Here is a 25,449-nt window from a genome sequence, read left to right on the forward strand (position 1 = left end):
CTTCCGGGAAGTGCATGCGGGGCCTCGGGCCCGCCCCCCCCCCCCCCAAGTTTTGAAACCACCCGCGTTTAGGCCGGTTTTTTGGAACGCCAGCGCGGCACCCCCCCGCCCGGGGGGGGGCGGGGCCCCGCCGGGGTCGTGCGGGTCGTGCGGGGTCAGCCGTTGGTGAGCACCAGCTTGTGCTTGGTGGCCTTCTCGACCGCGTCCGGCGTGTAGGCCCAGGTCAGCAGCTTGCCCTTGAGCCAGAGGTCGGTCTGGTCGTTGTAGTTGTCGTGGAAGGCGTGGCCGGAGGCGCCGCCGACGTTGATCCAGCGCGAGGAGTCGAGGTCGCTCAGGTCGATCACCATCCGCATCGACGGGATCCAGTCCACCTGGTAGCCGGCCGCCGCGTTCCAGCCGGCCGCGTCGACGGCCGCGGAGCCGCCGGAGAGCCGGTACGGGCCGCGGTTGAGCAGCCGGTGGACCACGCCGGAGGCGATCGAGGAGTCGTCGGTGCCGAGGGTCTGCTCGCGCAGGGTCAGCTTGTGCAGGCGGCCCCAGCTCCAGGTGGAGATGTCCTTGCTGAGCAGCGAGGTGAGGTCCTGCCGGGCGTCCTTCATCGCCTCCTTGAGCAGGTTGTCCAGGCCCTTCTGCTCCTTGTGCTGGGAGTCGATGTACGTCCACCAGGAGCTGTCCGGCTTGTCCAGCTGCTGCCGGACCACCTCGGTCCAGCGGTCGCCGCCGTCCGGCTGGGCCTTGCCCGGGTCGCGGGTGCCGCACTCGGTGACGATCTTGCTGGAGCTGTCCGGCCTGGTCGGGTCGTCCTGCTGGCGGACCAGCAGGCAGTTGCCCTTGGCCCGCAGGTCGGCCGGGAACTTCTGGCCGAAGGCGAGGCTGAGCAGCTGGCGCCAGACGCCGTTGTAGTAGGCGGCGGCGGCCGAGTCGGCGTCCTGGTGGTAGTTCCAGTCCTTCAGCAGGTCCTGGGCCTCGCGCACGTACGGGTCGTCGATCTGCTGCTTGAGCAGCAGCGGGACGAGCGTCTTGGCCATGATGCTGGTGTTGTCCAGCTGCATGGTCTGCATGTCGTCCGGCGAGATCTTGCCGTTGTTCTTGAGCAGGCCCTCGATCTGGTCGGTGATCTCCTTGGCCCGGGTGCCGTACTCCCAGTCCTTGGTGAGCGAGTACTTGTAGCTCGGGTCCACCACGGCCTGGTTGGCGGTGACGATGTAGCCCGCGGACGGGTCCAGGCTGTACGGCAGGGCGGTGAAGGGGATCGAGCCCTTCCACTGGTACGTGGAGTCCCAGCCCGGGGCCGGGTAGCTGCCGTCGCCCTTGCCGCGGACCGGGATGTCGCCGGGGGCCTGGTAGCCGATGTGCTTGGCGTCGGCGTAGACCAGGTTCTGCGCGGGGACGGCGAAGTCCTTGGCGGCGGCCCGGAACTCGTCCCAGTTGCGGGCCCGGTCCAGCTCGAACACCGCGTCCATGGTCTTGCCGGGGTTCAGCGCCGTCCACTGCAGGGCGACGCCGTAGCCGCCGGTGCCGCGGTCGGGGGCGGCGCTGCCGTTGGGGGCGTACTTGCCGACGTTCTGCTGCTCGGTGCTCTGGTCGGAGATGAGCGGGGCGCCGGTCTGGGTGGTGCGGACGGTGATCGTGCGGTCCTCGCCGCCGGCGACCTTGATGGTCTCCTTGCGGAGGTCGAACTTCACGTCCTTGCCGTCGACCTGGTAGGTGTCCGGGCCGGTGACCTTCTCCAGGTAGAGGTCGGTCACGTCGGCGCCGAGGTTGGTGAAGCCCCAGGCGACGTCCTTGTTGTGGCCGATTATCACGCCGGGCATGCCGGCGAAGCTGAAGCCGGAGACGTCGTACTGGCAGGCCGGCGAGCTGGCGCGGCAGTGCAGGCCCATCTGGTACCAGACCGAGGGCAGGCCGGGGCCGAGGTGCGGGTCGTTGGCCAGCAGCGGCTTGCCGGTGGTGGTGTGGGTGCCGGCGACGACCCAGGAGTTGGAGCCGATGCCCTGGCCGGGGCTGCCGAGCAGCTGCGGCATGCCGTCGATCCGGTCGGTGAGGCCCTGGAGCAGCGCCTTGGTGGTGGCCGCGCCCTGGGTGGTGGCGGTGCCGCCGCCGGACGGGGGCGAGCCGTCGGCGGGGCGGTAGTTGTCGCCGGCCACCGTGCCGGTCTTCACGATCGTGCCGTTGCGGGTGTACGGGTAGTCGGGGTACAGCTCGGCGATCTTGTCCGGACCGAAGTCCTGGGCCAGCAGCGAGCGGTCGATCTCCTCCTGGAGGTTCCCGGAGAGGTTCCAGGCCATCGCCTTGAGCCAGGCCACCGAGTCGACCGGGCTCCACTGCTCGGGCTGGTAGTCGCCGTTGACGGCGCCGAGCAGGGCGTATTCCAGCGAGGCCTTCTCGCCGCCGGGGTGCTCGCCGAGCCAGGCGTTCACGCCGTCCGCGTAGGCCTGGAGGTTCTTCTTGGTGTCGGCCGACAGCTTGGTGTCGAACTCCTTCTGCGCCACCTGCCGCCAGCCCATGGTGCGGATGAAGGCGTCGGTGTCGACCTGGCCGTCGCCGAACATCTCGGACAGCCGACCGGCGGTGATGTGCCGCCGGACGTCCATCTCCCAGAAGCGGTCCTGCGCCTGGACGTAGCCCTGGGCGCGGAAGAGGTCCTCGTTGGTGTCGGCGTAGAGCTGCGGGATGCCGTTGGCGTCCCGCTTGACGTCGACCGGCGCGCTCATGCCCGCCACCTTGACGGTGCCGTCGACCTCCGGGAAGGACGCGCGGACCGCGGTGACCCCGCGGTAGCCGCCGTAGCCGACGCCGGCCACCAGCAGCACGACCAGCACGATCACGATCAGACGGGCGCGCCGGAACTTCTTCGAGCGGGGCATCTGGGTCCTTGCGGTCCTGACTTCGGGGCGGGCGGGCGTGTCCAGGGCCGGGGGCCGTGACAGGGCACCACATTAGGCCGAGTCGGCCGAGCGGCGTGCACGGGGGACGCTCACCGTGGGATCGGAGGAGGTCAACGAGGAGGCCTGGAGGCGGTGGTCGGGGGCCCGGGGAGGAAAAGAAACTAAAGATATGGCAAAATGTTAGACTGAGTAACGATCCGCAACAGGAGCATTGACGCCTTCTTAACGGGTCGCACCCTCCAGCACCACCAGACACCCCGCCCGCCCCTGCCTGCACGAGGTGCCACTGCGTGAACATCGACCACCTGAACCAGCTCCTCCTCGAGTTCTCCGTGATCCTGCTGGTCGCGGTGGTCGCCGTGCGGATATCCACCCGCTCAGGGCTACCGAGCCTGCTGATCTACCTCGGGATCGGCGTCGCCCTGGGCCAGAACGGCATCGGCGTCTCCTTCAACAACGCCGAGCTGACCCAGGTGCTCGGCTACGCGGCGCTCGTGGTGATCCTCGCCGAGGGCGGCCTCAAGACCAGCTGGCGCGAGGTCAGACCCGTGATGCCGGCCGCCACCGTGCTCGCCACCGTCGGCGTCGGGGTCAGCGTGTTCGTCACCGCGGCCGGCGCGCACTGGCTGGTCGGCCTGGACTGGCGGACCTCGATGCTGCTCGGCGCGATCGTCTCCTCCACCGACGCCGCCGCCGTCTTCTCCGTCCTGCGCATGGTCCCGCTGCCGCACCGGCTCACCGGCCTGCTGGAGGCCGAGTCCGGCTTCAACGACGCGCCCGTGGTCATCCTGGTCGTCGCCTTCGCCACCACCGGCGAGCTGGACTCCTGGTACGTCCTGGTCGGCACGATCATCGCCGAGCTGGCGATCGGCGCGGCGGTCGGCTTCGCGACCGGCAAGCTCGGCGCGTACGGGATCAAGCACGTCGCGCTGCCCTCCTCCGGCCTGTACCCGATCGCCGTGATGGCGCTGACCGTGCTCGCCTACGCGGGCGGCGCGCTGCTGCACGGCTCCGGCTTCCTCGCCGTCTACATCTGCGCGGTGATCCTCGGCAACGCCAAGCTGCCGCACGGCCCGGCCGTCCGGGGCTTCGCCGACGGCCTGGCCTGGATCGGGCAGATCGGCATGTTCGTGCTGCTCGGCCTGCTCTGCACGCCCGAGACCATGGGCTCCGCGGTGGTCCCCGCGCTGGTGATCGGCGGCGTGCTGGTCTTCCTGGCCCGGCCGCTGTCCGTGGTGGTGACGCTGACCCCGTTCAAGGTGCCGGGCCGGGAGCAGGCGCTGCTCAGCTGGGCCGGACTGCGCGGGGCGGTGCCCATCGTGCTGGCGACCATCCCGCTGGTGTCGGGCGCGCCGAAGGCCCAGGACGTCTTCAACATCGTCTTCATCCTGGTCGTCGTCTTCACCCTGCTCCAGGGCCCGACCCTGCCCTGGGTGGCCAAGCAGCTGCGGATCGGCGAGGGCTCGATGGGCCAGGACCTGGACATCGAGTCAGCCCCGCTGGAGAAGCTGCACGGGCACCTGCTGTCGGTCGCGCTCTCCCCCGGCTCCCGGATGTCCGGCGTGGAGGTCAGCGAGCTGCGGCTGCCCAAGGGGGCCGCCGTCACCCTGGTGGTGCGGGAGGGCAGCTCCTTCGTGCCGGACAAGGCGACGGTGCTGCGCGGCGGGGACGAGCTGCTGGTGGTCACCACCGACGAGGTCGGCGAGGCGGCCGAGCGGCGGCTGCGGGCCGTGGACAAGGGCGGCAAGCTCGCGGGGTGGCTGCACGGGCGGTGAGCCCGGCGGGTGGGCGGCGGGTGGTGACCGGAAGACCGGAAGGCCTCACCCGCTGTTCACCTTCGATGGGCAGGACAGTTTTGGACGTGCCTTGTAGTCTGGGGATGCGCGCGACATCTACGCGCGTATATGTATGATGGTCAGATCACACCCAGCATCTGCCTGAAGCAGAGTTGGCGCGACCGTTCGGCGGCCGCGGTCCGGACCTCGGCCACCACGCCGGGCCGGCCCGGTATCTACCCCGGTCGACGCGCGAGAGGACGACTCTCGGCGCCGTCGGGGCCACCCCATGCCCTGCCGCGCTACCAGGCAGCAGGAAGGACCGACCGTGACGGCCCGCCGAACGGTCGACGACCCCGCGGACACCGCGACCCCGCGTGACACCGCCAACGCCACCCCCGCCGACGGCACCGCCGATGCCGTCGACGCCCCCGCCCCCGTGCGGGTCGGGTACGGCGCACTGCTGCGCACTCCCGGCGCCTGGACGTTCCTGGCACCGGCATTCCTCGCGCGGCTGCCGTACGCGATGCTCAGCATGGGCATCCTGCTGCTCGTCAAGGACACCCACGGCTCGTACGGCACCGCGAGCACCGTCGCGGCCGTCGCCGCCGTCGCCCAGGCCCTGATCGGCCCGCAGACCGGCCGGCTCGCCGACCGGTACGGCCAGACCGCCGTCCTCGTCCCGACCGTCGTGGTGCACGCCGCCTCGGTCGGCGCGCTGATCGCGCTGGCGCTCGGCCACGCACCGGCCTGGAGCCTGTTCCTGGCCGCCGTCCCGGCCGGCGCGAGCGTTCCGCAGATCGGCGCCATGGTCCGGGCCCGCTGGATCGCCGAGTTCACCGCGGACGGCGCGTCCGCCTCGTCCGCGGCCAAGGTGGGCACCGCGTTCGCCTTCGAGTCCGTGACGGACGAGTTCACCTTCGTGATCGGCCCGATCCTGGCCACCGCCGTCGCCACCACGGTCAGCCCCTCGGCCGGGCTGATCGCCGAGGCCACGCTGACCCTCGTCGGCGGCCTGGCCTTCGCCGCCCAGCGGCGCACCGCGCCCGCCCGGGCACTGCCCCAGCCCGGCGTGCGACGCGCCTCCGCGCTCGCCTCCCCCGGCGTCCGGCTGCTGGCCGGGGCCTTCCTCGGGGTGGGCGCCGTGTTCGGCGGCATGCAGGTCTCGGTGAACGCCTTCGCCGACTCGGTCGGGCAGCACGGCGCCGCCGGCACCGTGTACGGGATCTTCGCCGGCGGCTCGATGGTGGCCGGCGTGCTGTACGGCGTGATCGCCTGGCGGCGGTCCGTGCAGCAGCGGATGGTCATGAGCTACGCCCTGCTGGTGCTGGGCTGCTCGACGCTGTGGGCGATGCCCAACCTGGTCGCGCTCGCCGTCGCCGGACTGGTCTGCGGCCTGGCCATCGCGCCGACCCTGATCAGCGGCTACACCCTGGTCGAGACGCTCGTCGCGGACGGCGCCAAGACCGAGGCGTTCACCTGGCTGACCGGCGCCATCGGCCTCGGCCTGGCGGTCGGCCAGATGATCGCCGGGCAGCTGATCGACGGCCACGGGCCGTCCAGCGGGTTCCTGGTGCCGGTGGCCGGCGCCGGCCTGGGCCTGATCGCGCTGGTGTCGCTGCGGCACCTGCTGACCGCGCCGGGCGGGCCTGGTCAGGTCGTCGCGGCCGCACCGGAGCGCGGCACCGCGGCGCAGCTGGTGGGCGCGGCCAAGGGCTGAGCGGGCACGCGGTGGCGCACCGCGCGAAGCCGTGGGCGGCGCGCGGTGGAAGCCGCGCGGAGCCGCGGTGGAGAAGTGTGCGCGGCTCGGCCACGGCTCATCTCACATCGGAGTCGCTGGACTGATTCAGCGGAATGCCGCATCATTGACCATCGTTAGCACTCATCAGGCGAGAGTGCCAGGAGGAAGACAAGTGCCCACGTACCAGTACCAGTGCACCGAGTGCGGCAACGGCCTGGAGGCGGTGCAGAAGTTCACCGACGAGGCGCTGACCACGTGCCCCGACTGCCAGGGACGGCTCCGCAAGGTCTTCTCGGCCGTGGGCGTCGTGTTCAAGGGCTCGGGCTTCTACCGCACCGACAGCCGCTCGTCCTCCAGCAGCACGGTGGGCGCAGGCTCCTCCGGTAGCTCCTCGGCGGCGTCGTCCGGCTCGACCCCGGCGTCGCCCTCGACGTCGTCGACGTCCTCGTCCTCCGGTTCTTCGAGCTCTTCCAGCTCCTCCAGCCCGGCTCCGGCCGCGAGCTGACCTCGGCGCCGGACGCACACAGCGCATCGACAAGGCCCGCCGCCCCGCGTTCTCTGCGGGGCGGCGGGCCTTCGTCGTCCCTGCTCGCTGTCACCACTCGCCGCCCCGGTTCGTCAGCCCCGGCGGGCCGGATGCACTCGTGCGGGTGTACGAATTCATCCACAGGGCCCGAGTTGTCCACAGGCTGCGGATAACGGCTTTCCGGGGCGGGGCGCGGCGCACATCGTAGGGGTCGCCGGAGAACGACCGGCCCGCACAGGGGCGGCCCCCCACGACCTCGGTGGTGACCATGACGACGATGAGCCTCTCCGTACCGCTGCCCGCACCCGCCGTACCGCCCCGGCGGGAGGTGCCGCGCTTCCCGCCGATCCGGCGCGGGGCCGGCGGGTGGCACCGCTGGCGGCACGCCGTACGGCGCCGGGCCGGGGTGCCCGCGCTGGTGCTGCTCGCGGTGGCCGCGGCGCTCGCGGTCGGGCCCGCACGGGCCGGGCTGCCGTCGCCGCCGGGCGGCCCGGTGAGCCGGACGGGTTGTCAATCCGGTCCGACGGAAGATCACCCGTAACCGGGCAACGACTTCGTCGTTCACGGCGGCATGAAAGGCTTCAAGCAATTCCTGCTGCGTGGAAACGTCGTCGAATTCGCCGTCGCCGTCGTCATCGGCGCGGCCTTCACCAACATCGTCAACGCCTTCGTCAAGGGCGTCATCAATCCGATCGTCGGCGTCTTCGGAACGAAGGACCTGGCGTCCTACAGTTCCTGCCTCAAGGGGCCCTGCGAGCTGAACGCCACCGGCGAGGTCACGTCCGGGATCCTCATCCTGTGGGGATCGGTGCTCAGCGCCCTGCTGCAGTTCCTGATCACGGCGGCCGTCGTCTACTTCGTCCTGATCGTGCCCATGAACAGGCTGGCCGCCAGGCGGAAGAGCACCGCCGAGACGCTGGCGGAGGCCGAGGCCAAGGAGGTCCAACTGCTCACCGAGATCCGCGACGCGCTGGTCGCCCCGCAGCGCTGAGCGCCGCGCCTCAGTCCCCGTGGTGCGGCGGGCGCTGGCTCAGGTACCAGTCCAGCCCCCGCCCACCGCTCTCCCCCGCCCCGGGGCGCTCACCCCAGCCGGTGTCGGTGTCGTCCCGGGACTGCTGGTCCAGAGGGTCCCGGAAGACCAGCCGGGCCTTCGGCGCCGCCGGCCGCTGCTCCCGTCCCTGCTGCTCCCCCTGTCCCTGCTCCTGCTCCCGCGCCTGCCCCTGCTCGCTCACCCTGCTCACTTCCGCTTCCCGTCGACTGCCGTCCGGATCGTCCTGTCCCTCCAGCCTAAGAGCCCCGTGACACACCCCGGGCCCTGGTGCGGAGTGCTCCGCACCAGGGCCCGGGGCGGGGATGGAGCCGCAGGCAGTTGCTCGGGTTCTCAGGCGGCCTCGAAGCCCGCGTGGTCGGCGATCTTCTTCAGCTCGGCCAGCGCGTGCTTCTCGATCTGGCGGATCCGCTCGCGGGTGAGGCCGTGCTGCTTGCCCACCTCGGTGAGGGTGCGCTCGCGGCCGTCCTCCATCCCGTAGCGGGAGCGGATGATCGAGGCCGTGCGGTCGTCCAGCCGCCCGATCAGGCCGTCCAGCTCCTCGCGGCGGAGCATGACCATCACGGCGTCCTCGGGGGACGTCGCCCCGGTGTCCTCGACCAGGTCGCCGAACTGGGTCTCGCCCTCGTCGTCGACCGCCATGTTGAGGCTGACCGGGTCGCGGGCCCAATCCAGCACGTCCTTGATCCGGGCCTCGGTGGTGTCCAGCTCGGCCGCGATCTCGGCCGGCTCGGCCTCCCGGCCCAGCTCCTTGGACTTCTCCCGCTGCACCCGTCGGATCCGCCCCAGCTCTTCGACCAGGTGCACGGGCAGCCGGATGGTGCGGGACTGGTCGGCGATCGACCGGGTGATCGCCTGCCGGATCCACCAGGTGGCATAGGTGGAGAACTTGAAACCCTTGGCGTAGTCGAACTTCTCGACGGCGCGCACCAGGCCGGCGTTGCCCTCCTGGATGAGGTCCAGCAGCGGAAGGCCGCTGCGCGGGTACCGGCGGGCGACCGCCACCACGAGCCGGAGGTTCGAGCGGATGAAGACGTCCTTGGCGCGCTCGGCGTCCTCGGCTATCGCCTCCAGCTCCTCGCGCTTCACGCCGTCGGGGAACACGCCCTCCGCCAGCAAGTGCTGGGCGTACACGCCGGCCTCGATCCGCAGTGAGAGCTCGACCTCCTCGGCGGCATCGAGCAGGGGTGTCCTGGCGATCTCGTCGAGGTACATGCCGACCAGGTCGCGGTCGGCCTCAAGGTTGGTCGGGCGGGCCGCGCGAGTCCGGTCGGCCCTGTCGCGAACGACGGCACGGGTGGCCATGCTTGCTCCCTTTGCTGGAATTGCCGAGGTCTGCCTGCCTGCCCCCCGAGAGGGCAAGAAATGGGGGCCCCGCGGGGCTCACACGTAACGATCCAACGAACAGAATCCGGACAACATTCCCAAGTTACTCAGATTCTTCCCCGCGATGCAGTATCCTGCCGGTTTTCACCCCGGTTATGGACACCGGGTGACCGGTCGAGCACCTTAGGTGCCGTTTCCGCAACTGCTTCCGAGCGCTTCCGTCACGCCCCGCACACGCGCCCGCCGCCCCGCCGGCCGCCGTACAGGGTGAAACCCGCGAACGGGCACGCGCGTTCCCGCGCGCCCCCGCCTTCCGCCGGCGCCTTCCGCCGGCGCCCGCCCCCGGCGCACGCAGGTTCTCCCCACAAACGATGCCGAATCGCTATCACCCGTGGTCCTGATCGGCCCGGGACACTGGGAAGGTGTCAGCCATGCACCTGACCAACAGCTCGACCACCGTCACTGCGCGTCACCGCCGCCTCCTGCGGGATTCGGCGCTCGCGGTGGTCTGTGCCGCGCTGTTCGGCCTCCTGGCCGCCCTGGTGACCCGGCACTGGCATCCGCTGGAACAGCTCGACCAGAGCTGGATCGGCGAACTGCACACCTTCGCCCGGCAGCACCGGATCTGGACCGCCTCGGTGCAGACGCTCTCCGACATCGGCGGCACGGTCACGATGCGCACCCTGCTCGGCATCGCGGCCGTCTGGCTGTGGCTGATCGGCGCCCGGGTCCTGGCCGGCTGGGTGGCCGCCCAGACCCTGGTCGGCTGGGGCGGCCAGTGGGCGCTGAAGCTGGCCGTCGGCCGCCAACGCCCCTCCTTCGCCGACCCGGTCTCGCACGCCGGCGGCCCGGCCTTCCCCTCCGGGCACGCCATGGCCTCGGCGATCACCTGCGCGGTGCTGGTCGGCCTGGTCTGGTACCGGGTCCGTCGACGCGGACGGATCGCCGCCTGCGCGGTGGCGGCGGCGACGGTGCTGACCATCGGCTGGACCAGGATCGCCCTCGGGGTCCACTGGCCGAGCGACGTGGTCGCCGGCTGGCTGGCCGCCGGGTTCGTGCTGGGCGCCGTGACCGCCGTCGTCGAACTCTGGCGACCGGGCGCGCTGGCCCGCGACGTACGGCGGGTCAACTGGCGTACCCGGCCGAGAGTCCAGCGGATCACCGTGCCGTCGGTCCGGTCGCCGCGTGGCACCGATCCGCTGGGCGACGCCGCCACCGACCACCCGGACGGGGCCGTCCACTGAGACCACCGGCATCCGCGTGCGGTCGTCCGGGGCCGCCCAGGGCCGGTCCAGGGCCGTCCGGGGCTGCCCGAAGCCGTCCGCTAGCGTGACGGCCATGTCTCCCGACCCGGTCCCCGCCGCCGCCGTCCGTCACCCCGAGCGCCCACTGCGGATCGCCACCGTCCAGGCCCAGGCCGTGGCCGGCGACATACCCGCCAACGCCGCCCAGGCCGCCGAGTTGGTCCGCGAGGCCGCCGCGGCCGGCGCCCGCCTGGTGCTGTTCGCCGAGAAGTTCCTCTCCGGCTACGAGCCCGAGCTGATCCGCACCGACCCGCTCAAGTGCGCCGTCCAGCCCGGCGATCCGCGCCTCGCGCCGATCGCCGAGGCCTGCCGCGAGACCGGCACCGCCGCGATCGTCGGCGCCGCCGCGCAGGTGGGCGACGAGCTGCGGGTCTCCGCCTTCGTCCTCGGCCCGGACGGCGGCCTCGTCACCCGCTACGACAAGCAGCACCTGTTCAAGACCGAACGCGACTACTACCGCCCCGGGGCGGCCGGTTGCACCCTGGAGCTGGACGGCTGGCGGCTCGGCCTCGGCGTCTGCTACGACTCGGGCTTCCCCGAGCACGCCCGCGCCGCCGCGCTCGACGGCTGCCACGCCTACCTGGTCGGCGCGCTGTTCAGCGTCGGCCACGGCCACCACGAGTCCCGCACCTGGTTCCCCGCCCGCGCGCTCGACAACACCCTCTACACGGTGCTCGCCAACCACATCGGCCACACCGGCGGTTGGCACACCTGCGGTGGCAGCGCGGTGTGGGCCCCGGACGGCCGGCTGCTCGCCGAGGCGGGCGAGGACCGGCGCGAACTCGTCGTCGTCGACCTCGACCCGGCCGTCCTGCGCGCCGCCCGGGAGAGCGAGACCATGCTCGCCGACCTGGCCGCCGCCAGCGCCCGCCCGACTGCCCCGCGCGCGCTCTTCGCCCTGGCCTGAGCCGGTCGACCTCCGTGCCCGGCCGCTCCGGGCAGGCCGGGTGGCCCGGCCGCTCCGAGCCGGGTGCGCTGGCCGGTCAGGCGGTCCGCATCGCGTCCACCACGGTCATCCGGCCGACCCGACGGGCTGGCAGGACGGCGGCGGCGAGCCCGGTCAGGACGGTCAGCCCGAGTGCGGCCAGCACCAGCACCACCGGCGGGCCGCCGACCGTCCCCACCGTGGAGGTGAGCGAACGCGCGGCCGCCCAGCCGTAGCCGACGCCCAGTCCGGTGCCGGCCAACGCCCCGGCCAGCGACAGCAGCACCGCCTCCAGGGTGAGCATCCGGCGCAGCTGCCGCCGGGACATCCCGATGGCGCGCAGCATGCCGATCTCGCGGGCGCGTTCGCTGACGCTGAGCATCAGGGTGGCCGCGACGCCGAGCCCGGCGATGGCGACCGAGAAGGACAGCAGGGCCATGCTGACGGTCGTCATCCGGTCCAGCAGCAACCGCAGCGTCTCCGCCTGCGCGCCGGTGTCGGTGACGGCCACCTCCGGGTGATCGGCGAGCGCCCGGTCCAGCGCCCGGCGGGCGGTCGACCGGTCCTCGCCCGCGCCCGGGCTGATCCAGACCGTGGTGACGGCCGCGCCGGGGGCGAGCCGGTCCAGGGTCGCGGGGGTCACCAGCAGCGTCGCACCGGTCTGCAGGGTGAGCGGCAGGCTGCTGCGTCCGGGTTCGACCCGCAGGTCGGTGCCGGGCCCGCCCGCCGGGCCCCCGACCCGGCGCACCCCGCCGCCGCCGAGACCGCTCAGCGCGGCGCCGTCGGCGAGCGCCCCGGCCTGGTCGACGCCGTCCGCCGAGGGGTTGAGCCGGGCCAGGTCGGCGGCCGCGACCAGGGTGGGCCGGCCGTCGAGTTCGACGGTGGCCGAGCGGACCGGCGTGACGGCGAGCCCGCGCTGCGCACCGAGCGCGGTGACCGCCCCGGCGGGCAGCGCGCCGCCCCCGGTGACGACCGCCGAGAAGACCCCGGGCTGGCGCGCGGACACCGCCGGCACCAGGGAGTTGGAGGTGATCTCCAGCGCGGTGACCGCGCCGACCATCACGGTCACGCCGAGCAGCAGCGCCGAGCCGGTCGCCCCGGTGCGGCCCGGGTTGAGCCGCAGCTGCTGGGTGGCGAGCCGCCCGGCCGTCCCACCGAGCCGCCGGGCCGGGCCGCCCAGCACGCCGACGACGGCGGGCAGCAGCCGGTCGGCGAGCCGCAGCACGCCGAAGAAGCTGACGATCGCGCCGACGGTGACCGCGAGCAGCGACAGCGGCGGCGGGGCCACCGCGCCGGCCACCAGCAGCGCCGTCCCCGCGCACAGCAGCACCGCCGTCCACACCGCCGCCCGGGCCTTGGCCGCCCCGCCGACCGGCCCGTGCGTGCCGCCGAGCGCGGCCACCGGCGGCACCGCCGCCGCGGCCTTCGCCGGGCCGCGGACGGCCAGCAGGGTGAGCAGCACGCCGAACAGCCCGGCCAGCGCGCAGGTCAGCGGGGCCGGCGCCAGCGAGAGGTGCACCGGGCCGAGGTCGAGCGTGCCGACGACCACCGTCCCCGCCGCGCACAGGCCGACCCCCAGCAGCACGCCCGCCGCCGAGGCTCCCGTCCCGAGCAGCAGCCCCTGACGGCGGATCAGCTGGCGCAGCTGCCGCCGGTCGGCGCCCACGCAGCGCAGCAGGGCGAGTTGGCGGGTCCGCTGGGCCAGCACCACCGTGAAGGTGTTGCCGACCACCATCCGCGCCACCGCGAGCGCGATCAGCACGAAGGAGAGCGCGGCGATCAGCACCACCCCGTAGAGGGTCCGGCTCTGCCGGGTCGCCTCGGTGACGGAGGCGTCTCGGGTGCGCACCTCGACGCCGTCGCCGAGGACGGCGCGCAGCGCCTCGACGGTCCGGGCCCGCGAGGCGTCCGGCCGGACCCGGACGTCCAGCTGGGCGGTGGTGACGCCGGTCGCGTACTGGGCGACCGCACCGGCCGGGACGCCGACGATCGGGCGCCCGGCGAGGCTGGGCGCGCCCCGGCCGTCCAGGACGCCCGCCAGCCGGGCGGTGGCGGCGGAGCCGTCGGCCCGGGCCAGCCGCACCTCGGCCCCGGGGGCGGCGTCGAGCCGGTGCGCGGTGTCGGCGTCGAGCAGCACCTCGCCGGGCCCGGCCGGCCAGTGGCCGCCGGTGAGCAACTGCCAGCGCAGCGCCGGGTCGTCGGCGACCGCGCTGACCGCGGCGGTCTGGTCGAGCGGGCGCCCGTCGGCCGTCAGCACCGATCCCTTGCCGACCAGTCGCGGCGCCACCCCGGCCACCCCGGCCGTCCGCCGGGCCCGCTCGGCGGCGGCGTCCAGCCCACCGCCGGCGGCGGTCCTGGTCACCTGCACGTCGCCGGGCCCGACCTCGGCGGCCGCGGTCTGGCTGAAGGAGTCCACCAGCGCCCCGCTGCCGCTGACCGAGGCGATCAGGAAGGCCACCCCCAGCGCGATCGCGGCCCCGCTCAGGAGCAGCTGCCGCAGTTGCCCGCGCAGCTCGGCCACGGTGTATCGGTACGTCGTCATCGCTCCCCGGCTCGTCCGCCCTGACCAGGCACGACGCACTGGCAGGGGCCTCACCGAGCCTAGGGTCCGCACCCGCCCCGGCCCGTCAGCACGAGGTCTCCTCGATGATCACTCCGAGGACGGACGGCCGACCGCGCCCCCTCCTCCCCGAGAGGTACGCCGCCCCCGACCCGGCCCGGCCCCGGAAACGCCGTAGGCCCCCCGCCCTGGTGGGCGGGGGGCCTACGGCGACACACGCGTCTCTGGTGCCCCAGGCAGGATTCGAACCTGCGACACCGGCTTTAGGAGAGCCGTGCTCTATCCCCTGAGCTACTGAGGCGGGGCCCGTCTGCGACAAGGCCGTCCACAGCCTACCGGATCGGGGGTGGGGTGGGTGTGGCGGTTGGGGGTGCGGGTGCCGACGAGGGGTCAGGGCGGGTCAAGTAGCCTGCCGGAAAAGTGTTCGACCGCCTTGCCACGCCGTGCGAAGGAGACGAAGGACCCGATGAGACCTGCTGGGCACCCGGTGGTGCGACTGCTGGGGCAGGTGTGGGTGTGGCCCGCGGTGGTGATGCTGGCGGTGGGCGGGTACCGGCTGGGGACGCCGGAGCTGTGGCGGGACGAGATGGCGACCTGGACGGTGGCCACCCGGTCGTTGGGCGACCTGCTCCGGCTGCTCCAGCACGTGGACGCCAGCAACGGGGCGTACTACCTGCTGATGCACGGCTGGACGGCGGTGTTCGGCGACTCCGTGGTGGCGCTGCGAATACCCTCCGTGCTGGCGATGGCGGGGGCGGCCGCGTTCGTGGCGCTGACCGCCGAGCGGCTGTTCGGCAACCGGGTGGCGGCGGTCGGTGCGGGGCTGCTGTTCGCGGTGCCGCCGGAGGTGTCGCGGTACGCGCAGGAGGCGCGCGCGTACGCGCTGGTGACCTTCGCGATCGCGGCGGCCACCTGGTTCCTGGTGCGGGCGCTGGAGCGGCCGACGTGGCGGCGGTGGGCGCCGTACTGCGCGGCGATGGCGGTGGCCGGCGCCGGGCACCTGATCTCGTTCAGCACGGTGGCCGGGCAGGCCGCGCTGGTGCTGCTGCACCTGTGGCGCACGCGCGGGGCGGCAGAGCGGCGGCTGCTGTGGCAGTACCCGGTGGCGGTGGGGGTGGCGGCGGTGCCGGTGCTGCCGGTGGTGCTGCTGGGCAGCCGGCAGTCGGACCGGCAGCTGGGCTGGATCGAGAAGCCGAACCTCGGGGGCCTGGTGCACTTCGGCCAGCACCTGTTCGGCTCGCACACGGTGTTCTACGCCTTCGTGCTGCTGGCGCTGCCGGTGCTGCTGCTGCCGGGCCGGCGGGTGCAGGCCGGGCAGGCGCTGCTGCTCGCGGGGCTGCCGGTGGTGGGCGTGTGGGTGGTGTCGCAGGGCGGCACCTCGTACTTCATCGAGCGGTACCTGCTGTTCACGGTGCCCGCGTGGGCGGTGCTGGCCGGGGGCGGGGTCGGCGCGGTGTACGGCGTCGCGGCGGCCTGGGCGAAACGTTTCCGTGCTCCGGGACCGGCCAGGGCGGCGGTGGGACTGCTGGCGCTGGGACTGCTCGCCGTCCCGGCCGTGGCCGCCCTGCCGAAGCAGCCCGCAGTGCGCTACGTGGGCTCGCACAACGGGTCGGAGGAGCCGTTCCGGGCGGCGGCCGGGGTGATCGCCGCGGGCTACCGGTCCGGGGACGGGATGGCGGCCCCGCTGGGCAACCAGGCCTGGGCGATGGTGTGGCCGGGCGTCAGCTACTACCTGCCGTCGGACGTCCACCCGTACCCGGTGTTCGTCGCGCAGAGCGCCGACGACGCGGAGGAGCTGTCGCCGACGCCGTGCCCGCAGCCGGAGGCCTGCCTGGGGCAGGCGGCGCGGATCTGGCTGCTGGTCCTCGGGGACACCGAGGACCCGCTGACCACCATGCCGGAGGACCAGGCGCAGGCTCTCCGCACGCAGTACGGGACGCCGGACCAGGTGACGCCGCTCGGCGGGTTCACGGTCGCGCTGCTCGACCGCGACAACTGACGAGCGGGACCCGGAGCACGCGGCGACTGACGGGACGGACCCGGAGCACGCGGGAACTGACGAGCACTGCCCGGAGCACGCGGGAACACGACGGAGGGGGAGCCGGGCGAACCGGCTCCCCCTCCGTCGTCGCGGTCTCAGAGCGTGCGCATCAGCCGGGACTGGATGGACGGCGGGTTCAGGTCTGACTGGAGGGCCACCGGGACCTCCGTCTTGTCGTCGCCCGCGCCCACCCGCAGCAGGCCGACCTCCTGGCCGGCCTTCGCGGTGTGGCCGAGCTTGGCCGCGTCCAGGGTGACCGTGCCGGTGATGCCCGGGAAGCCGGCCACCACGAGGTCCTTGGTCGCGACGACCTGGACCTTGCCGCCGAGGCCGTCGTCCACGGTGCCGACGACGTCGCCCTTCTTCACCACGGTCTGGCCGGTCAGGCCGCCCTGCGCGGCCTGGATCTGCTTGCCGCTGACCTTGAGCACGGTCGGCAGGATGCCGTCGCCGGGGTTGGGCGAGGTGGCCTGCTGGCCCAGGGTGACGCCGATGATCAGCCGCTTCACACCGCCGATCTCCTTGTAGGCGGCCCACATCAGGCAGCCGCCGGCCGGGGTGCTGGAGCCGGTCTTGACCCCGATGACCCCGGTCTTCGGGTTGATCAGGTTGTTGGTGTTGGAGATCTTCACGTTGTTGAGGCTGGTCTCCGGAGTGGAGACGATCTGCCGGAAGATCTCGTCCTGCATGACCTGCTCGGCCAGCTTCAGCTGGTCCTTGGCGGTGGACTTGGTGTCCGCGAGGAAGCCCGCCGGGTCGGCGTAGGTGGTGTTGGTCATGCCGAACTTGGCCGACGTCTCGTTCATCAGCTTGACGAACGCTTCCTCGGAGCCGGAGTGGAAGCGGGCGAGCAACCGGGCCACGTTGTTGGCCGAGGGCAGCATCAGCAGTTCCAGCGCCTGGTACTCGGTGAGCACCTGGCCCTCGGTGAGGGTGACCCGGGACTCGTCGACGTTGCCGGACTCCTGCGCGGCCTGCTTGTCCACGGTGATCTTCGGGCCGCTCTCCCCCTTCTTCAGCGGGAACTTCTGCAGGATCAGGTAGGCGTTCATCACCTTGGTGACGCTGGCGATCGCGGACGGCGTCTCCTGCCCGGAGCTGCCGAGGCTGCCGACGCCGACCACCTCGGCGGCGGACTGGCCCTTGGCCGGCCAGGCGAGGTCGAGCGGGTCGCCGGCGAAGCTGAAGCTGCCCGCGGCGGACATCCGCACCTTGGCGTCCGGCAGCGGGCGCAGCAGCTGGGCCACCACCGCCGCGCCGAGCACCACGGCGAGGAAGGCCGTCCAGATGGTGATCCGCTTGAGCGCGCGGCGCAGCGGCGAGACCGGGCGCGCGTTGAGGGTCGCCAGGACCTCCATCGCCTCGGCGGTGTTCTCCGGCGCGGTCGGCGGCTCCGGGAGGGGCAGCGGCTCGGGCTTCGGCAGCGGCGGGACGGGCGGCACCGGCCGCGGGTCGGGGGTGGGCAGCGGCTCGGGGGCCGGGGCGGGGCCGGGCACGGGGGCGGGGGCCGGCTTAGGCAGCGGCTCCGGACCGGGCTGCGGCTCGGGTTCGGGGAGGGGCTTGGGCGCCGGGTGCGGCTCGGGCACCGGCTCCGGGAGCGGGGAGGGCTCGGGCACCGGGGTCGGTGCCGGGGGCTCCGGCACGGTGCCGGACGCGGAGGCGGAGGGGACCGCGGCGGCGCGCGGAAGCCTGGGGTCCTCCGGCGCCTCGGGCTTGGCCGGCTCGGCTGCCGCCTCGTCCGGTTCGTCGCTCTCGGGCGCGGCGGGCACGGCGGCCTCGGCGGGCGCGGCGGCCCCGGGCGTGTCGCCCTCGGAGGCGGCCTTCTCGCCAGCCTCCCCCGCCCTCTTCTCCGCGTCCTTCTCCGCACTCCCCGCCACGGCTCCCGCACCCGCCGCAACCGTCCGCATCGTGAGACGCGGGTCGGTTCCGGTCGGCCGCCCGGCCGCCTTCTCCTCGCCGTCGGCGGCCGTCGTGGCCTCCGCCTCCTCGGCCTCACCCTCGGAACTTCCGCCATCGGCGGGCTTGGTCAGCTCCTCGGGCAGCCGCAGCGCGGTGGTCGCACTGTCCACCGGCAGCCGCAGCATCGTGGTCTTGCTGTCCACATCCCGGACACGGAGCTGTACGGTCGAGCCGCGCTTGGCCCCCGCCGCCGGCGCGTCGCCGGGGCCGGTCCCGGCCTCCCGGGTGCCGTTCGGGTTGCCGTCCGGAGCACCGTCCGGGTCCGGGCCCGCGCCGGCGGCCGTCCCGGTCCGCTCGCGTTCGCGCTCCTGCGCCCGCTCGCCGTCCCTCAGCACCCTGTCGGGGGACTCGCCCACGTATCCCAGCCTCCTCAACGCCCGGCGGGGCACCGGCAGACCCGATTTCGGGAAGCCGACGCCCCGCCCCGTGTACCTGTACAGTCTCCGCCACCGCCGGCCGATCCGGCTGCGCACACCCCGCCCGACCGGCGCTTATTGCCGTCGCACGGGCGTACTGCGGTCTGTTCACCGGTCAGACGCCGGGCCCGCCGCCCCTGGTTCCCCGCCTCCACCGCAAGGTCACGATTCGGAGGCGTACTCGACAAGCCCGTGTGAGAGGCGTCACCCTGTCTCTCATCCACGCGGGGAGGCTTGGATGGGCAAGAGCCGCAGAACTGTTCCCGAGGAACTCTTGCTGCTCGCTTTGGACCCGACCACGGGTACCACGGCGCAGCCGCAGACCCTCGACCTCGGACTCGCCGGGGCCCAGCTCGTCGAGCTGTCCCTGGCCGGACGGATCGTACCGGAGGGAGACCGGATCGCTGTCGTGCTCGCACGGCCGACCGGCGACCCGACCTTGGACCACGCACTGGAACTGCTGCGCCGACGCGGCAGTCCGGTCCGCGCGGCGCACTGGATCGGCGGGCCCCGGCTGGGGCTGCGGCAGACCTACCTGGCGCACCTGGAGCGCTGCGGCATGGTCACGGCCGTGCCGGGCCAGGTGTGCGGGGTGCTGCCGACGACCCGCTATCAGGCGTCGGACGACTGCACCAACGCCGCGATCAAACAGCGGCTGGACACCGCCATCCGCACCGGCGTGCCGCCGGACCCGCGGACGGCGGCGCTGGCGGCCCTGGCCCATTCCGTGGGCCTGGGCAAGCACCTGTATCCGGGCAACGAGGGCCGGTCCTCGCGGTCGCGGCTGCGCGACCTGATCCGGTACGACCCGCTGGGCGGGATGGTCGCGCACGCCGTGATGGACGTGCAGAACGGCCTGCCGGCGCAGCAGAACCGTTCTTCCCAGGGTTCCGGGGCCGGGACCGGCGCCGGGCGTTCCGGGGCCCGCGCGGCCGGCCGGGGCTCCGGTCGGGTCGCCGCCTCACGGGTCGGCGTCCGCTGACCGGGACCGCCCGGGCGCGCGGGACACCGCACCGATCGCCGTACGGCCTGCGCGGCGCGTGCGGCGCGTGCGGCCCGCACGACCCGTACGGCCCGTGACAGCGGGCACGACGGGGCACGACGGCACGACGGGGCACGACGGGCCCGGCGGCACCCCCGACGGCGCGCGCCGCCCCGTTCACGCCGCCCGACGGCGCTGAGCAACGGCGCTGAAGGACCCGACGCACCACCGAAGCAGCACCCGCACCACCAGGAGCACGGAGGGGCGGTCGCCCCGCGACGGAAGTCGCCCGGCGACCGCCCCTCTGCCGTCCCCGAAGGCCCTCCGAGGCCCGTCCGGGGAGCCCGGCGGTCCTGCCTTCGCACGTGCCACTGGCACCTGCGCCGCCGGGGAGCACATCCTTAGCCCGTACCGGTTCGAGCCGCTGAGCCGCATTACCACTCGAAGGCCCTCGCCGTCTCACAGAAGTGCTTTTCCGACGATCTGTTCTACTGCGCTGCTGTGATTCCCTGACGCCGACGTGGCCCAAGGTGACATGCTGCTCCAAGTCAGGGGGGTTGGTCCCAATGTCCGAAGTGTTCCGAGGGCTGCCGATCCAACGATCACCAGAGGTCCGGCCGGAGGTCGATGTGTCGACGAGCATCAATCCCACCGTGCGCCGTCGGCGCCTGGGCTCGGAGCTGCGAAAACTCCGCGAGGGCCTCGGGATGACGGCGGAGGAGGTGGCGGGCCGGCTGATGGTCTCCCAGTCGAAGATCAGCCGACTGGAGAACGGCCGCCGCAGCATCAGCCAGCGCGACGTGCGCGACCTCTGCGACGTCTATCTCGTGAACGACGAGCAGATGCGCGCCAGCCTCATGGAGATGGCCAAGGAGTCGCGCCAGCGCGGCTGGTGGCACGACTTCAACGACATGCCGACCCCGTACAGCGTCTACATCGGGCTGGAGGCCGAGGCCTCCTCGATCCGCGCGTACGAATCCTCCTTCGTCCCGGGCCTGTTGCAGACCGAGCAGTACGCGCAGGCCGTCGTGGAGGGCACCCAGCCGGACACCGACGCGCTCGCCGTGCAGCGCCGGGTGCAGGTCCGGATGAAGCGCCAGGACCGCATCCGGGGCGAGAACCAGCTCGGCAGCCTGTGGACCGTCATAGACGAGGCGGTGCTGCGCCGCGAGGTCGGCAGTCGCGAGGTGATGGCCGAGCAGCTCAAGCACATGATGGAGCTGAGCCAGCACCCGAACATCACCATCCAGGTGATCCCGTTCTCGGCCGGCGCCCACCCCGGTATGACCGGGACATTCTCCCTGCTGGAGTTCCCCGAGTCAGCCGATTCCACGGTTGTCTACTTCGAAGGGGTGACGAGCGATCTCTACCTGGAGAAGGAGGCGGACGTGCGCCGCTATACCGGTCTGTACGACTACCTGCGTGCGGCGGCACTCGGCGTGGCGGAGAGCCGGACACTGATAGCTGAGATTGAAGAGGGATACCACTGATGAGCACCACCTCCGAGCACGGAACCCGCTGGCGGAAGAGCAGCCACAGCGGCGGCAACGGAGCCTGCGTGGAGATCACCACGCCGGCCACGGGGGCGGTGGCGGTACGGGACTCCAAGGACCCTCAGGGGCCTCAGCTGCGCTTCTCCGCCGAGGCCTGGACCGCGTTCGCGAGTGCTGCGGCCACCGGGGTGTTCGGCCGCCACTGACCTTGCGGCGGCCGCCGACCCGGCCCCGCGCCCCCGGTGCGAATCCGAGCTCGGACCAGTTGCCCGTAGCAGTGGCCTTCGCCCTCGCCGGCGGCCGACGCTACGGGCAACTGTCGTTCCCGCCCGAACTTCGCTTCCCGCCGAGCCTTTCCTCCCGAACCGCCTTGCCGCCCGAACTTCGCTTCCCGCCCGGACCGTTCAGCGCACCACCGGGTACCGCTCGGACCAGGTCAGCCCCTCCGGGGTGCGCGGATCGTGCAGTTCGGTGCCGTGCATCAGCTCCAGCACGAAGTCGTCGGCGAGTTCGAGGATGGCGCCCCGCCCCTCCAGCCCGGCCACCAGCCCCGACGGCAGCGCGGTGTCACCGTGCAGCACCCCGAGCAGGCTCCCGCAGACCGCGCCGGTGGAGTCGCTGTCCCCGGAGTGGTTGACGGCGAGCAGCAGGCCCGAGCGCACGTCGTGCGCGACCAGCGCGCAGTAGACCCCGATCGCCAGCGCCTCCTCGGCGACCCAGCCCTCCCCCAGCGCCTCCACCCGGTCGGCGGACGGCTCACCGGCCCGGACCGCGTCCAGCGCGGCCCGCAGCGCGGCGGTGGTCTCCTCGTGCGCCTGCCGCTCGGAGAGCAGCGCCAGGGCGAGGTGGACGCCCTCCTCCAGGGTGCCGCCGCGGGCCACGCTCTGGACGATCACCGCGAGCGCGCCCGCCGCGAGGTAGCCGGTGGGGTGGCCGTGGGTGAGCACCGCGCACTCCACCGCGAGCTGGAAGACCAGGCCCGGCTCCCAGCTGGTGAGCAGGCCGAACGGCGCCGCCCGCACGACCGTGCCGCAGGCCTTGGAGTGCGGGTTCTTGGGCCGCTCCACGGTGCCGAGGTGCTCGGCGTCGGCCCCGGTCAGGGCGGACAGGCAGCCTTGGCCGGGGGCGCGCTGGGCGTACAGCCACTCCTCGCGGCCGAGCCAGCCGAGGTCGGGGCGGCGCTCGTCGGGGCCCCAGTCGCGCTGGGTGGCGGCCCAGCGCAGGTAGGCGAGGTGCAGGTCGGTGGGCGGGTGCCAGCTGCCGGTGTCGCGCCGGATGTGGGCGCGGATCAGGCCGTCGACGGTGAACAGGGTGAGCTGGGTGTCGTCGGTGACGGCGCCGGTGCGCCCGTACGCGGGGACGTAGCCGGTGACGCCCTGCGGGCCGTGCTGGGCCCGGATCTTCTCCAGCTGCTCGAACTCGACGCCGGCGCCGAGCCCGTCGCCGATGGCACCGCCGAGCAGACAGCCCCGCACCCGGCTGCGGAAGTCCTGCTGCTGGGCGCGTGACCACAGTGGCATCACGACGGGGCGCCTTTCCTCGGGGCAGGGGGCTGCGCGACGCACGGCCGCGGCGCGCGCCCTGGCACTGTATTCGAAGACCCGAGCGAATCAAGGGCGTCCCTCGTGCTCCGGTTTCCCGGCCCCGGCCGCCGTACGGGCGGCAGCGGGGCCGGGGGAACCGGCAGGCCGAGGCCTGGGAACCGGGAGGCCGGGGGAACCGGCAGGCCGGTGGCGGGATCAGTCCAGGACCGGCAGCAGCTCCGGCAGGTGCCCGTCCGAGGCCAGCGCCGCGGCCCGGCGCTCGGCCGACACCTCGCCGTAGGTGGTGGTGCGCTGGCGGTGCGGGCGGCCAGCCGCCTCGGCGATCGCCTGGAGGTCGCGCACCGACTTGTAACTCCCGTACGCCGAGCCGGCCATCCGCGAGATGGTCTCCTCCATCAGCGTGCCGCCCAGGTCGTTGGCGCCCGAGCGGAGCATCTCGGCGGCGCCCTCCGCGCCCAGCTTGACCCAGCTGGTCTGGATGTTGGGGATGTGCGGGTGCAGCAGCAGCCGGGCCATCGCGATCACCGCGCGGTTGTCCCGGGCGGTCGGGCCGGGCCGGGCGATGCCGGCCAGGTAGACCGGCGCGTTGGTGTGGATGAACGGCAGGGTCACGAACTCGGTGAAGCCGCCGGTGCCGTTGGCCTCCAGGGAGCGCTGCTGGATCTCGGCGAGCAGCCGCAGGTGCCCGAGCCAGTGCTTCGGGGTGTCCACGTGCCCGTACATCATGGTGGACGAGGAGCGGATGCCCAGTTCGTGCGCGGTGGTGACCACTTCGACCCAGGTTGCGGCCGGCAGCTTGCCCTTGGTGAGCACCCAGCGGACCTCGTCGTCCAGGATCTCGGCCGCCGTGCCCGGGATGCTGTCCAGGCCGTTCTCCTTGGCCCGCTGGAGCCAGTCGCGGATGGACAGCCCGGTGCGGGTCGCACCGTTGACCACCTCCATCGGCGAGAAGGCGTGCACGTGGATGCCGGGCACCCGCTCCTTCACCGCGCGGGCGATGTCGAAGTAGGCGGTGCCGGGCAGGTCCGGGTGGATGCCGCCCTGCATGCAGACCTCGGTGGCGCCGACCTCCCAGGCCTGCGCGGCCCGGTCGGCGACCTGCTCCAGCGACAGGGTGTAGGCGTCGGCGTCGGTGCGGCGCTGGGCGAACGCGCAGAAGCGGCAGCCGGTGTAGCAGACGTTGGTGAAGTTGATGTTCCGGGTGACGCAGTAGGTGACGTCCTCCCCCACGGTGTCCCGGCGGACGTCGTCGGCGATCCGGCAGAGCGCGTCCAGGGCCGGGCCGTCCGCGTGGAACAGCGCCAGCGCCTGGTCGTCGGTGAGCCGCGTCGGGTCGTCGGCGGCCACCGCCAGCGCCTCGCGCAGGTCGCCGACCAGCCGCTCGGGCGCGCCCTCGGCGAGCACCTGCTCGCGCAGCACCTCCCAGTCGCCGTAGACGTCCTCGAAGTCGGCCCGGCGGTCGCCGGTGCGGCCGTCGGTGTCGATGGTGGCGTGCAGGTCGGTCCGCCCGTACGAGACGGGCAGGTCCTCGGGCTCCTGCCAGGGCAGGCCGCGGACCACCGCGTCCGGGTTCGCCAGCCCGGTCTCCGGGTCGGCGAGGGCGCGCACGTGCGGCAGCACCCGCGGGTCCAGCCAGGGCTCGCCGCGCCGCACGTACTCGGGGTAGACGGCGAGGCGTTCGCGCAGTTCGAAGCCGGCGGCCGCGGAGCGCTCGGCGAGCCGCTCGATCTGCGGCCACGGGCGTTCGGGGTTGACGTGGTCGGGGGTGAGCGGGGAGACGCCGCCCCAGTCGTCGACGCCGGCCGCGATCAGCCGCCCGTACTCGCCGTCCACCAGGTTCGGCGGCGCTTGCAGGCAGGCCGCCGGGCCCATCACGTGCCGGGCCACCGCCACGGTGGCGACCAGCTCGTCCAGTTCGGCGTCGGGCATGCCGCGCATCGCCGTGTCCGGCTTGGCGCGGAAGTTCTGCAGGATCAGCTCCTGGACGCCGTGGTAGGCCCGGGAGACCTTGCGCAGCGCGAACAGCGACTCCGCGCGCTCCTGGTACGTCTCGCCGATGCCGATCAGCAGGCCGCTGGTGAAGGGGACGGAGCTGCGCCCGGCGTCCTCCAGCACTCGCAGCCGGACGGCCGGTTCCTTGTCCGGCGAGCCGAAGTGCGGGCCGCCGGGCTCGCTCCACAGCCGGGTGGCGGTGGTCTCCAGCATCATGCCCATGGAGGCGGAGACGGGCTTGAGCCGCTGGAAGTCCGTCCAGCCGAGCACCCCGGGGTTGAGGTGCGGGAGCAGGCCGGTCTCCTCCAGGATGCGGATCGACATCGCCCGCACGTAGGCGATGGTGTCGTCGTACCCGTGCGCGTCGAGCCACTCGCGGGCCTCGGGCCAGCGGTCCTCGGGCTTGTCGCCGAGGGTGATCAGGGCTTCCTTGCAGCCGAGTTCGGCGCCGCGCCGGGCGATGTCCAGCACCTCGTCGGGGGACATGAACATCCCGTGGCCGGCCCGGCGCAGCTTGCCGGGGACGGTGACGAAGGTGCAGTAGTGGCACTTGTCGCGGCAGAGCCGGGTGAGCGGGATGAAGACGCTCTTGGAGTAGGTGATGACGCCGGGCCGCCCGGCCGCCGCCAGCCCCGCGTCGCGGACCCGGGCGGCGCTCGCACACAGGTCGTTCAGGTCCTCACCTCTGGCCTGGAGCAGCACCGCGGTCTCGGTGACGTCCAGGGCGACGCCGTCCCGGGCGCGGCGCAGGGCGCGCCGCATCGCGTTAGCGGTCGGGGGGTTGCTTGCGTCCATGGCGGTTCCGTCCATGGCGCGACCCTACGCCAGGTCTCGTACGTTCGGAGTAGCCAACCCTGAGGGCGTCTCAGGGTCGATGTACCCGTGAGGTTTACCCCGAACTGGACCCGCAGGGCGATGACGGGGGCGGG

Annotated in this window: 18 protein-coding genes and 1 tRNA gene; 11 read left to right on the plus strand and 8 right to left on the minus strand. The window is 73.2% G+C overall.

Annotated elements, in window-relative coordinates:
• Window positions 1–155 precede the first annotated feature (155 nt).
• Complete coding sequence (locus tag ACFWPI_RS10160; RefSeq protein WP_380372773.1) at window positions 156–2,867, minus strand: penicillin acylase family protein; 2,712 nt, start codon at window positions 2,865–2,867, stop codon at window positions 156–158.
• A gap of 311 nt (window positions 2,868–3,178) precedes the next feature.
• On the opposite strand from ACFWPI_RS10160, the gene ACFWPI_RS10165 reads away from it, so the two are divergent.
• The 5 genes from ACFWPI_RS10165 (at window position 3,179) to mscL (ending at window position 7,921) form a co-directional block, all read left to right on the plus strand.
• The gene (locus ACFWPI_RS10165) at window positions 3,179–4,663 is read left to right on the plus strand and encodes a potassium/proton antiporter (protein WP_380372770.1); all 1,485 of its coding nucleotides are present in this window, start codon (window positions 3,179–3,181) and stop codon (window positions 4,661–4,663) included.
• A gap of 328 nt (window positions 4,664–4,991) precedes the next feature.
• The gene (locus tag ACFWPI_RS10170) at window positions 4,992–6,383 is read left to right on the plus strand and encodes an MFS transporter (RefSeq protein WP_380372768.1); all 1,392 of its coding nucleotides are present in this window, start codon (window positions 4,992–4,994) and stop codon (window positions 6,381–6,383) included.
• A 193-nt stretch (window positions 6,384–6,576) separates the two neighbouring features.
• Window positions 6,577–6,909 (plus strand): FmdB family zinc ribbon protein, encoded by a 333-nt coding sequence (locus ACFWPI_RS10175; protein WP_380372765.1) that lies wholly within the window; start codon window positions 6,577–6,579, stop codon window positions 6,907–6,909.
• 298 nt (window positions 6,910–7,207) lie between these two features.
• Entirely contained in the window at window positions 7,208–7,471 is a 264-nt protein-coding gene (locus tag ACFWPI_RS10180) for a hypothetical protein (RefSeq protein ID WP_371517405.1), read from the plus strand.
• Window positions 7,472–7,501: 30 nt separating this feature from the next.
• Window positions 7,502–7,921, plus strand: coding sequence for a large conductance mechanosensitive channel protein MscL (gene mscL / locus ACFWPI_RS10185; protein ID WP_380372762.1), 420 nt, complete (start codon window positions 7,502–7,504; stop codon window positions 7,919–7,921).
• 10 nt (window positions 7,922–7,931) lie between these two features.
• Here mscL and ACFWPI_RS10190 read toward each other — a convergent pair whose 3' ends face one another.
• On the minus strand, window positions 7,932–8,171 hold the full coding sequence (locus ACFWPI_RS10190) for a hypothetical protein (protein WP_380372760.1): 240 nt from the start codon (window positions 8,169–8,171) through the stop codon (window positions 7,932–7,934).
• A 140-nt stretch (window positions 8,172–8,311) separates the two neighbouring features.
• A complete protein-coding gene (locus ACFWPI_RS10195) occupies window positions 8,312–9,283 on the minus strand; it encodes a sigma-70 family RNA polymerase sigma factor (protein ID WP_380372757.1) in 972 nt (323 codons plus the stop codon).
• A 452-nt stretch (window positions 9,284–9,735) separates the two neighbouring features.
• On the opposite strand from ACFWPI_RS10195, the gene ACFWPI_RS10200 reads away from it, so the two are divergent.
• Window positions 9,736–10,548 carry a phosphatase PAP2 family protein gene (locus ACFWPI_RS10200; protein WP_380372754.1) on the plus strand — a complete coding sequence of 271 codons (813 nt, stop codon included), beginning with the start codon at window positions 9,736–9,738 and terminating at the stop codon, window positions 10,546–10,548.
• 94 nt (window positions 10,549–10,642) lie between these two features.
• The gene (locus ACFWPI_RS10205; protein ID WP_380372752.1) at window positions 10,643–11,515 is read left to right on the plus strand and encodes a carbon-nitrogen hydrolase family protein; all 873 of its coding nucleotides are present in this window, start codon (window positions 10,643–10,645) and stop codon (window positions 11,513–11,515) included.
• Window positions 11,516–11,591: 76 nt separating this feature from the next.
• On the opposite strand, the gene ACFWPI_RS10210 is transcribed toward ACFWPI_RS10205, so the two are convergent.
• Window positions 11,592–14,075 (minus strand): ABC transporter permease, encoded by a 2,484-nt coding sequence (locus ACFWPI_RS10210; RefSeq protein ID WP_380372750.1) that lies wholly within the window; start codon window positions 14,073–14,075, stop codon window positions 11,592–11,594.
• 243 nt (window positions 14,076–14,318) lie between these two features.
• A tRNA-Arg gene (locus tag ACFWPI_RS10215) sits at window positions 14,319–14,394 on the minus strand.
• Between the two features lie 165 nt (window positions 14,395–14,559).
• Here ACFWPI_RS10215 and ACFWPI_RS10220 point away from each other — a divergent pair.
• Window positions 14,560–16,092 carry a glycosyltransferase family 39 protein gene (locus ACFWPI_RS10220; RefSeq protein WP_380372748.1) on the plus strand — a complete coding sequence of 511 codons (1,533 nt, stop codon included), beginning with the start codon at window positions 14,560–14,562 and terminating at the stop codon, window positions 16,090–16,092.
• Window positions 16,093–16,229: 137 nt separating this feature from the next.
• On the opposite strand, the gene ACFWPI_RS10225 is transcribed toward ACFWPI_RS10220, so the two are convergent.
• The gene (locus ACFWPI_RS10225) at window positions 16,230–18,449 is read right to left on the minus strand and encodes a hypothetical protein (RefSeq protein ID WP_380372746.1); all 2,220 of its coding nucleotides are present in this window, start codon (window positions 18,447–18,449) and stop codon (window positions 16,230–16,232) included.
• A 298-nt stretch (window positions 18,450–18,747) separates the two neighbouring features.
• On the opposite strand from ACFWPI_RS10225, the gene ACFWPI_RS10230 reads away from it, so the two are divergent.
• The 3 genes from ACFWPI_RS10230 (at window position 18,748) to ACFWPI_RS10240 (ending at window position 21,190) form a co-directional block, all read left to right on the plus strand.
• Window positions 18,748–19,491, plus strand: a complete 744-nt coding sequence (locus ACFWPI_RS10230) for a GPP34 family phosphoprotein (protein ID WP_063348095.1) — start codon at window positions 18,748–18,750, stop codon at window positions 19,489–19,491.
• Window positions 19,492–20,120: 629 nt separating this feature from the next.
• A complete protein-coding gene (locus ACFWPI_RS10235) occupies window positions 20,121–20,981 on the plus strand; it encodes a helix-turn-helix transcriptional regulator (protein WP_063348096.1) in 861 nt (286 codons plus the stop codon).
• Window positions 20,981–21,190 (plus strand): DUF397 domain-containing protein, encoded by a 210-nt coding sequence (locus ACFWPI_RS10240; protein ID WP_380372743.1) that lies wholly within the window; start codon window positions 20,981–20,983, stop codon window positions 21,188–21,190. Before ACFWPI_RS10235 ends, ACFWPI_RS10240 begins: the two co-directional genes overlap by 1 nt.
• A 198-nt stretch (window positions 21,191–21,388) precedes the next feature.
• Here ACFWPI_RS10240 and ACFWPI_RS10245 read toward each other — a convergent pair whose 3' ends face one another.
• Both ACFWPI_RS10245 and ACFWPI_RS10250 read right to left on the minus strand, forming a co-directional pair.
• The gene (locus ACFWPI_RS10245; RefSeq protein WP_380372741.1) at window positions 21,389–22,504 is read right to left on the minus strand and encodes an ADP-ribosylglycohydrolase family protein; all 1,116 of its coding nucleotides are present in this window, start codon (window positions 22,502–22,504) and stop codon (window positions 21,389–21,391) included.
• Between the two features lie 219 nt (window positions 22,505–22,723).
• Window positions 22,724–25,330, minus strand: a complete 2,607-nt coding sequence (locus tag ACFWPI_RS10250) for a bifunctional FO biosynthesis protein CofGH (RefSeq protein WP_380342889.1) — start codon at window positions 25,328–25,330, stop codon at window positions 22,724–22,726.
• Between the last annotated feature and the right edge of the window lie 119 nt (window positions 25,331–25,449).

The organism is Kitasatospora sp. NPDC058492 (assembly GCF_042720685.1).
GTDB lineage: Bacteria > Actinomycetota > Actinomycetes > Streptomycetales > Streptomycetaceae > Kitasatospora.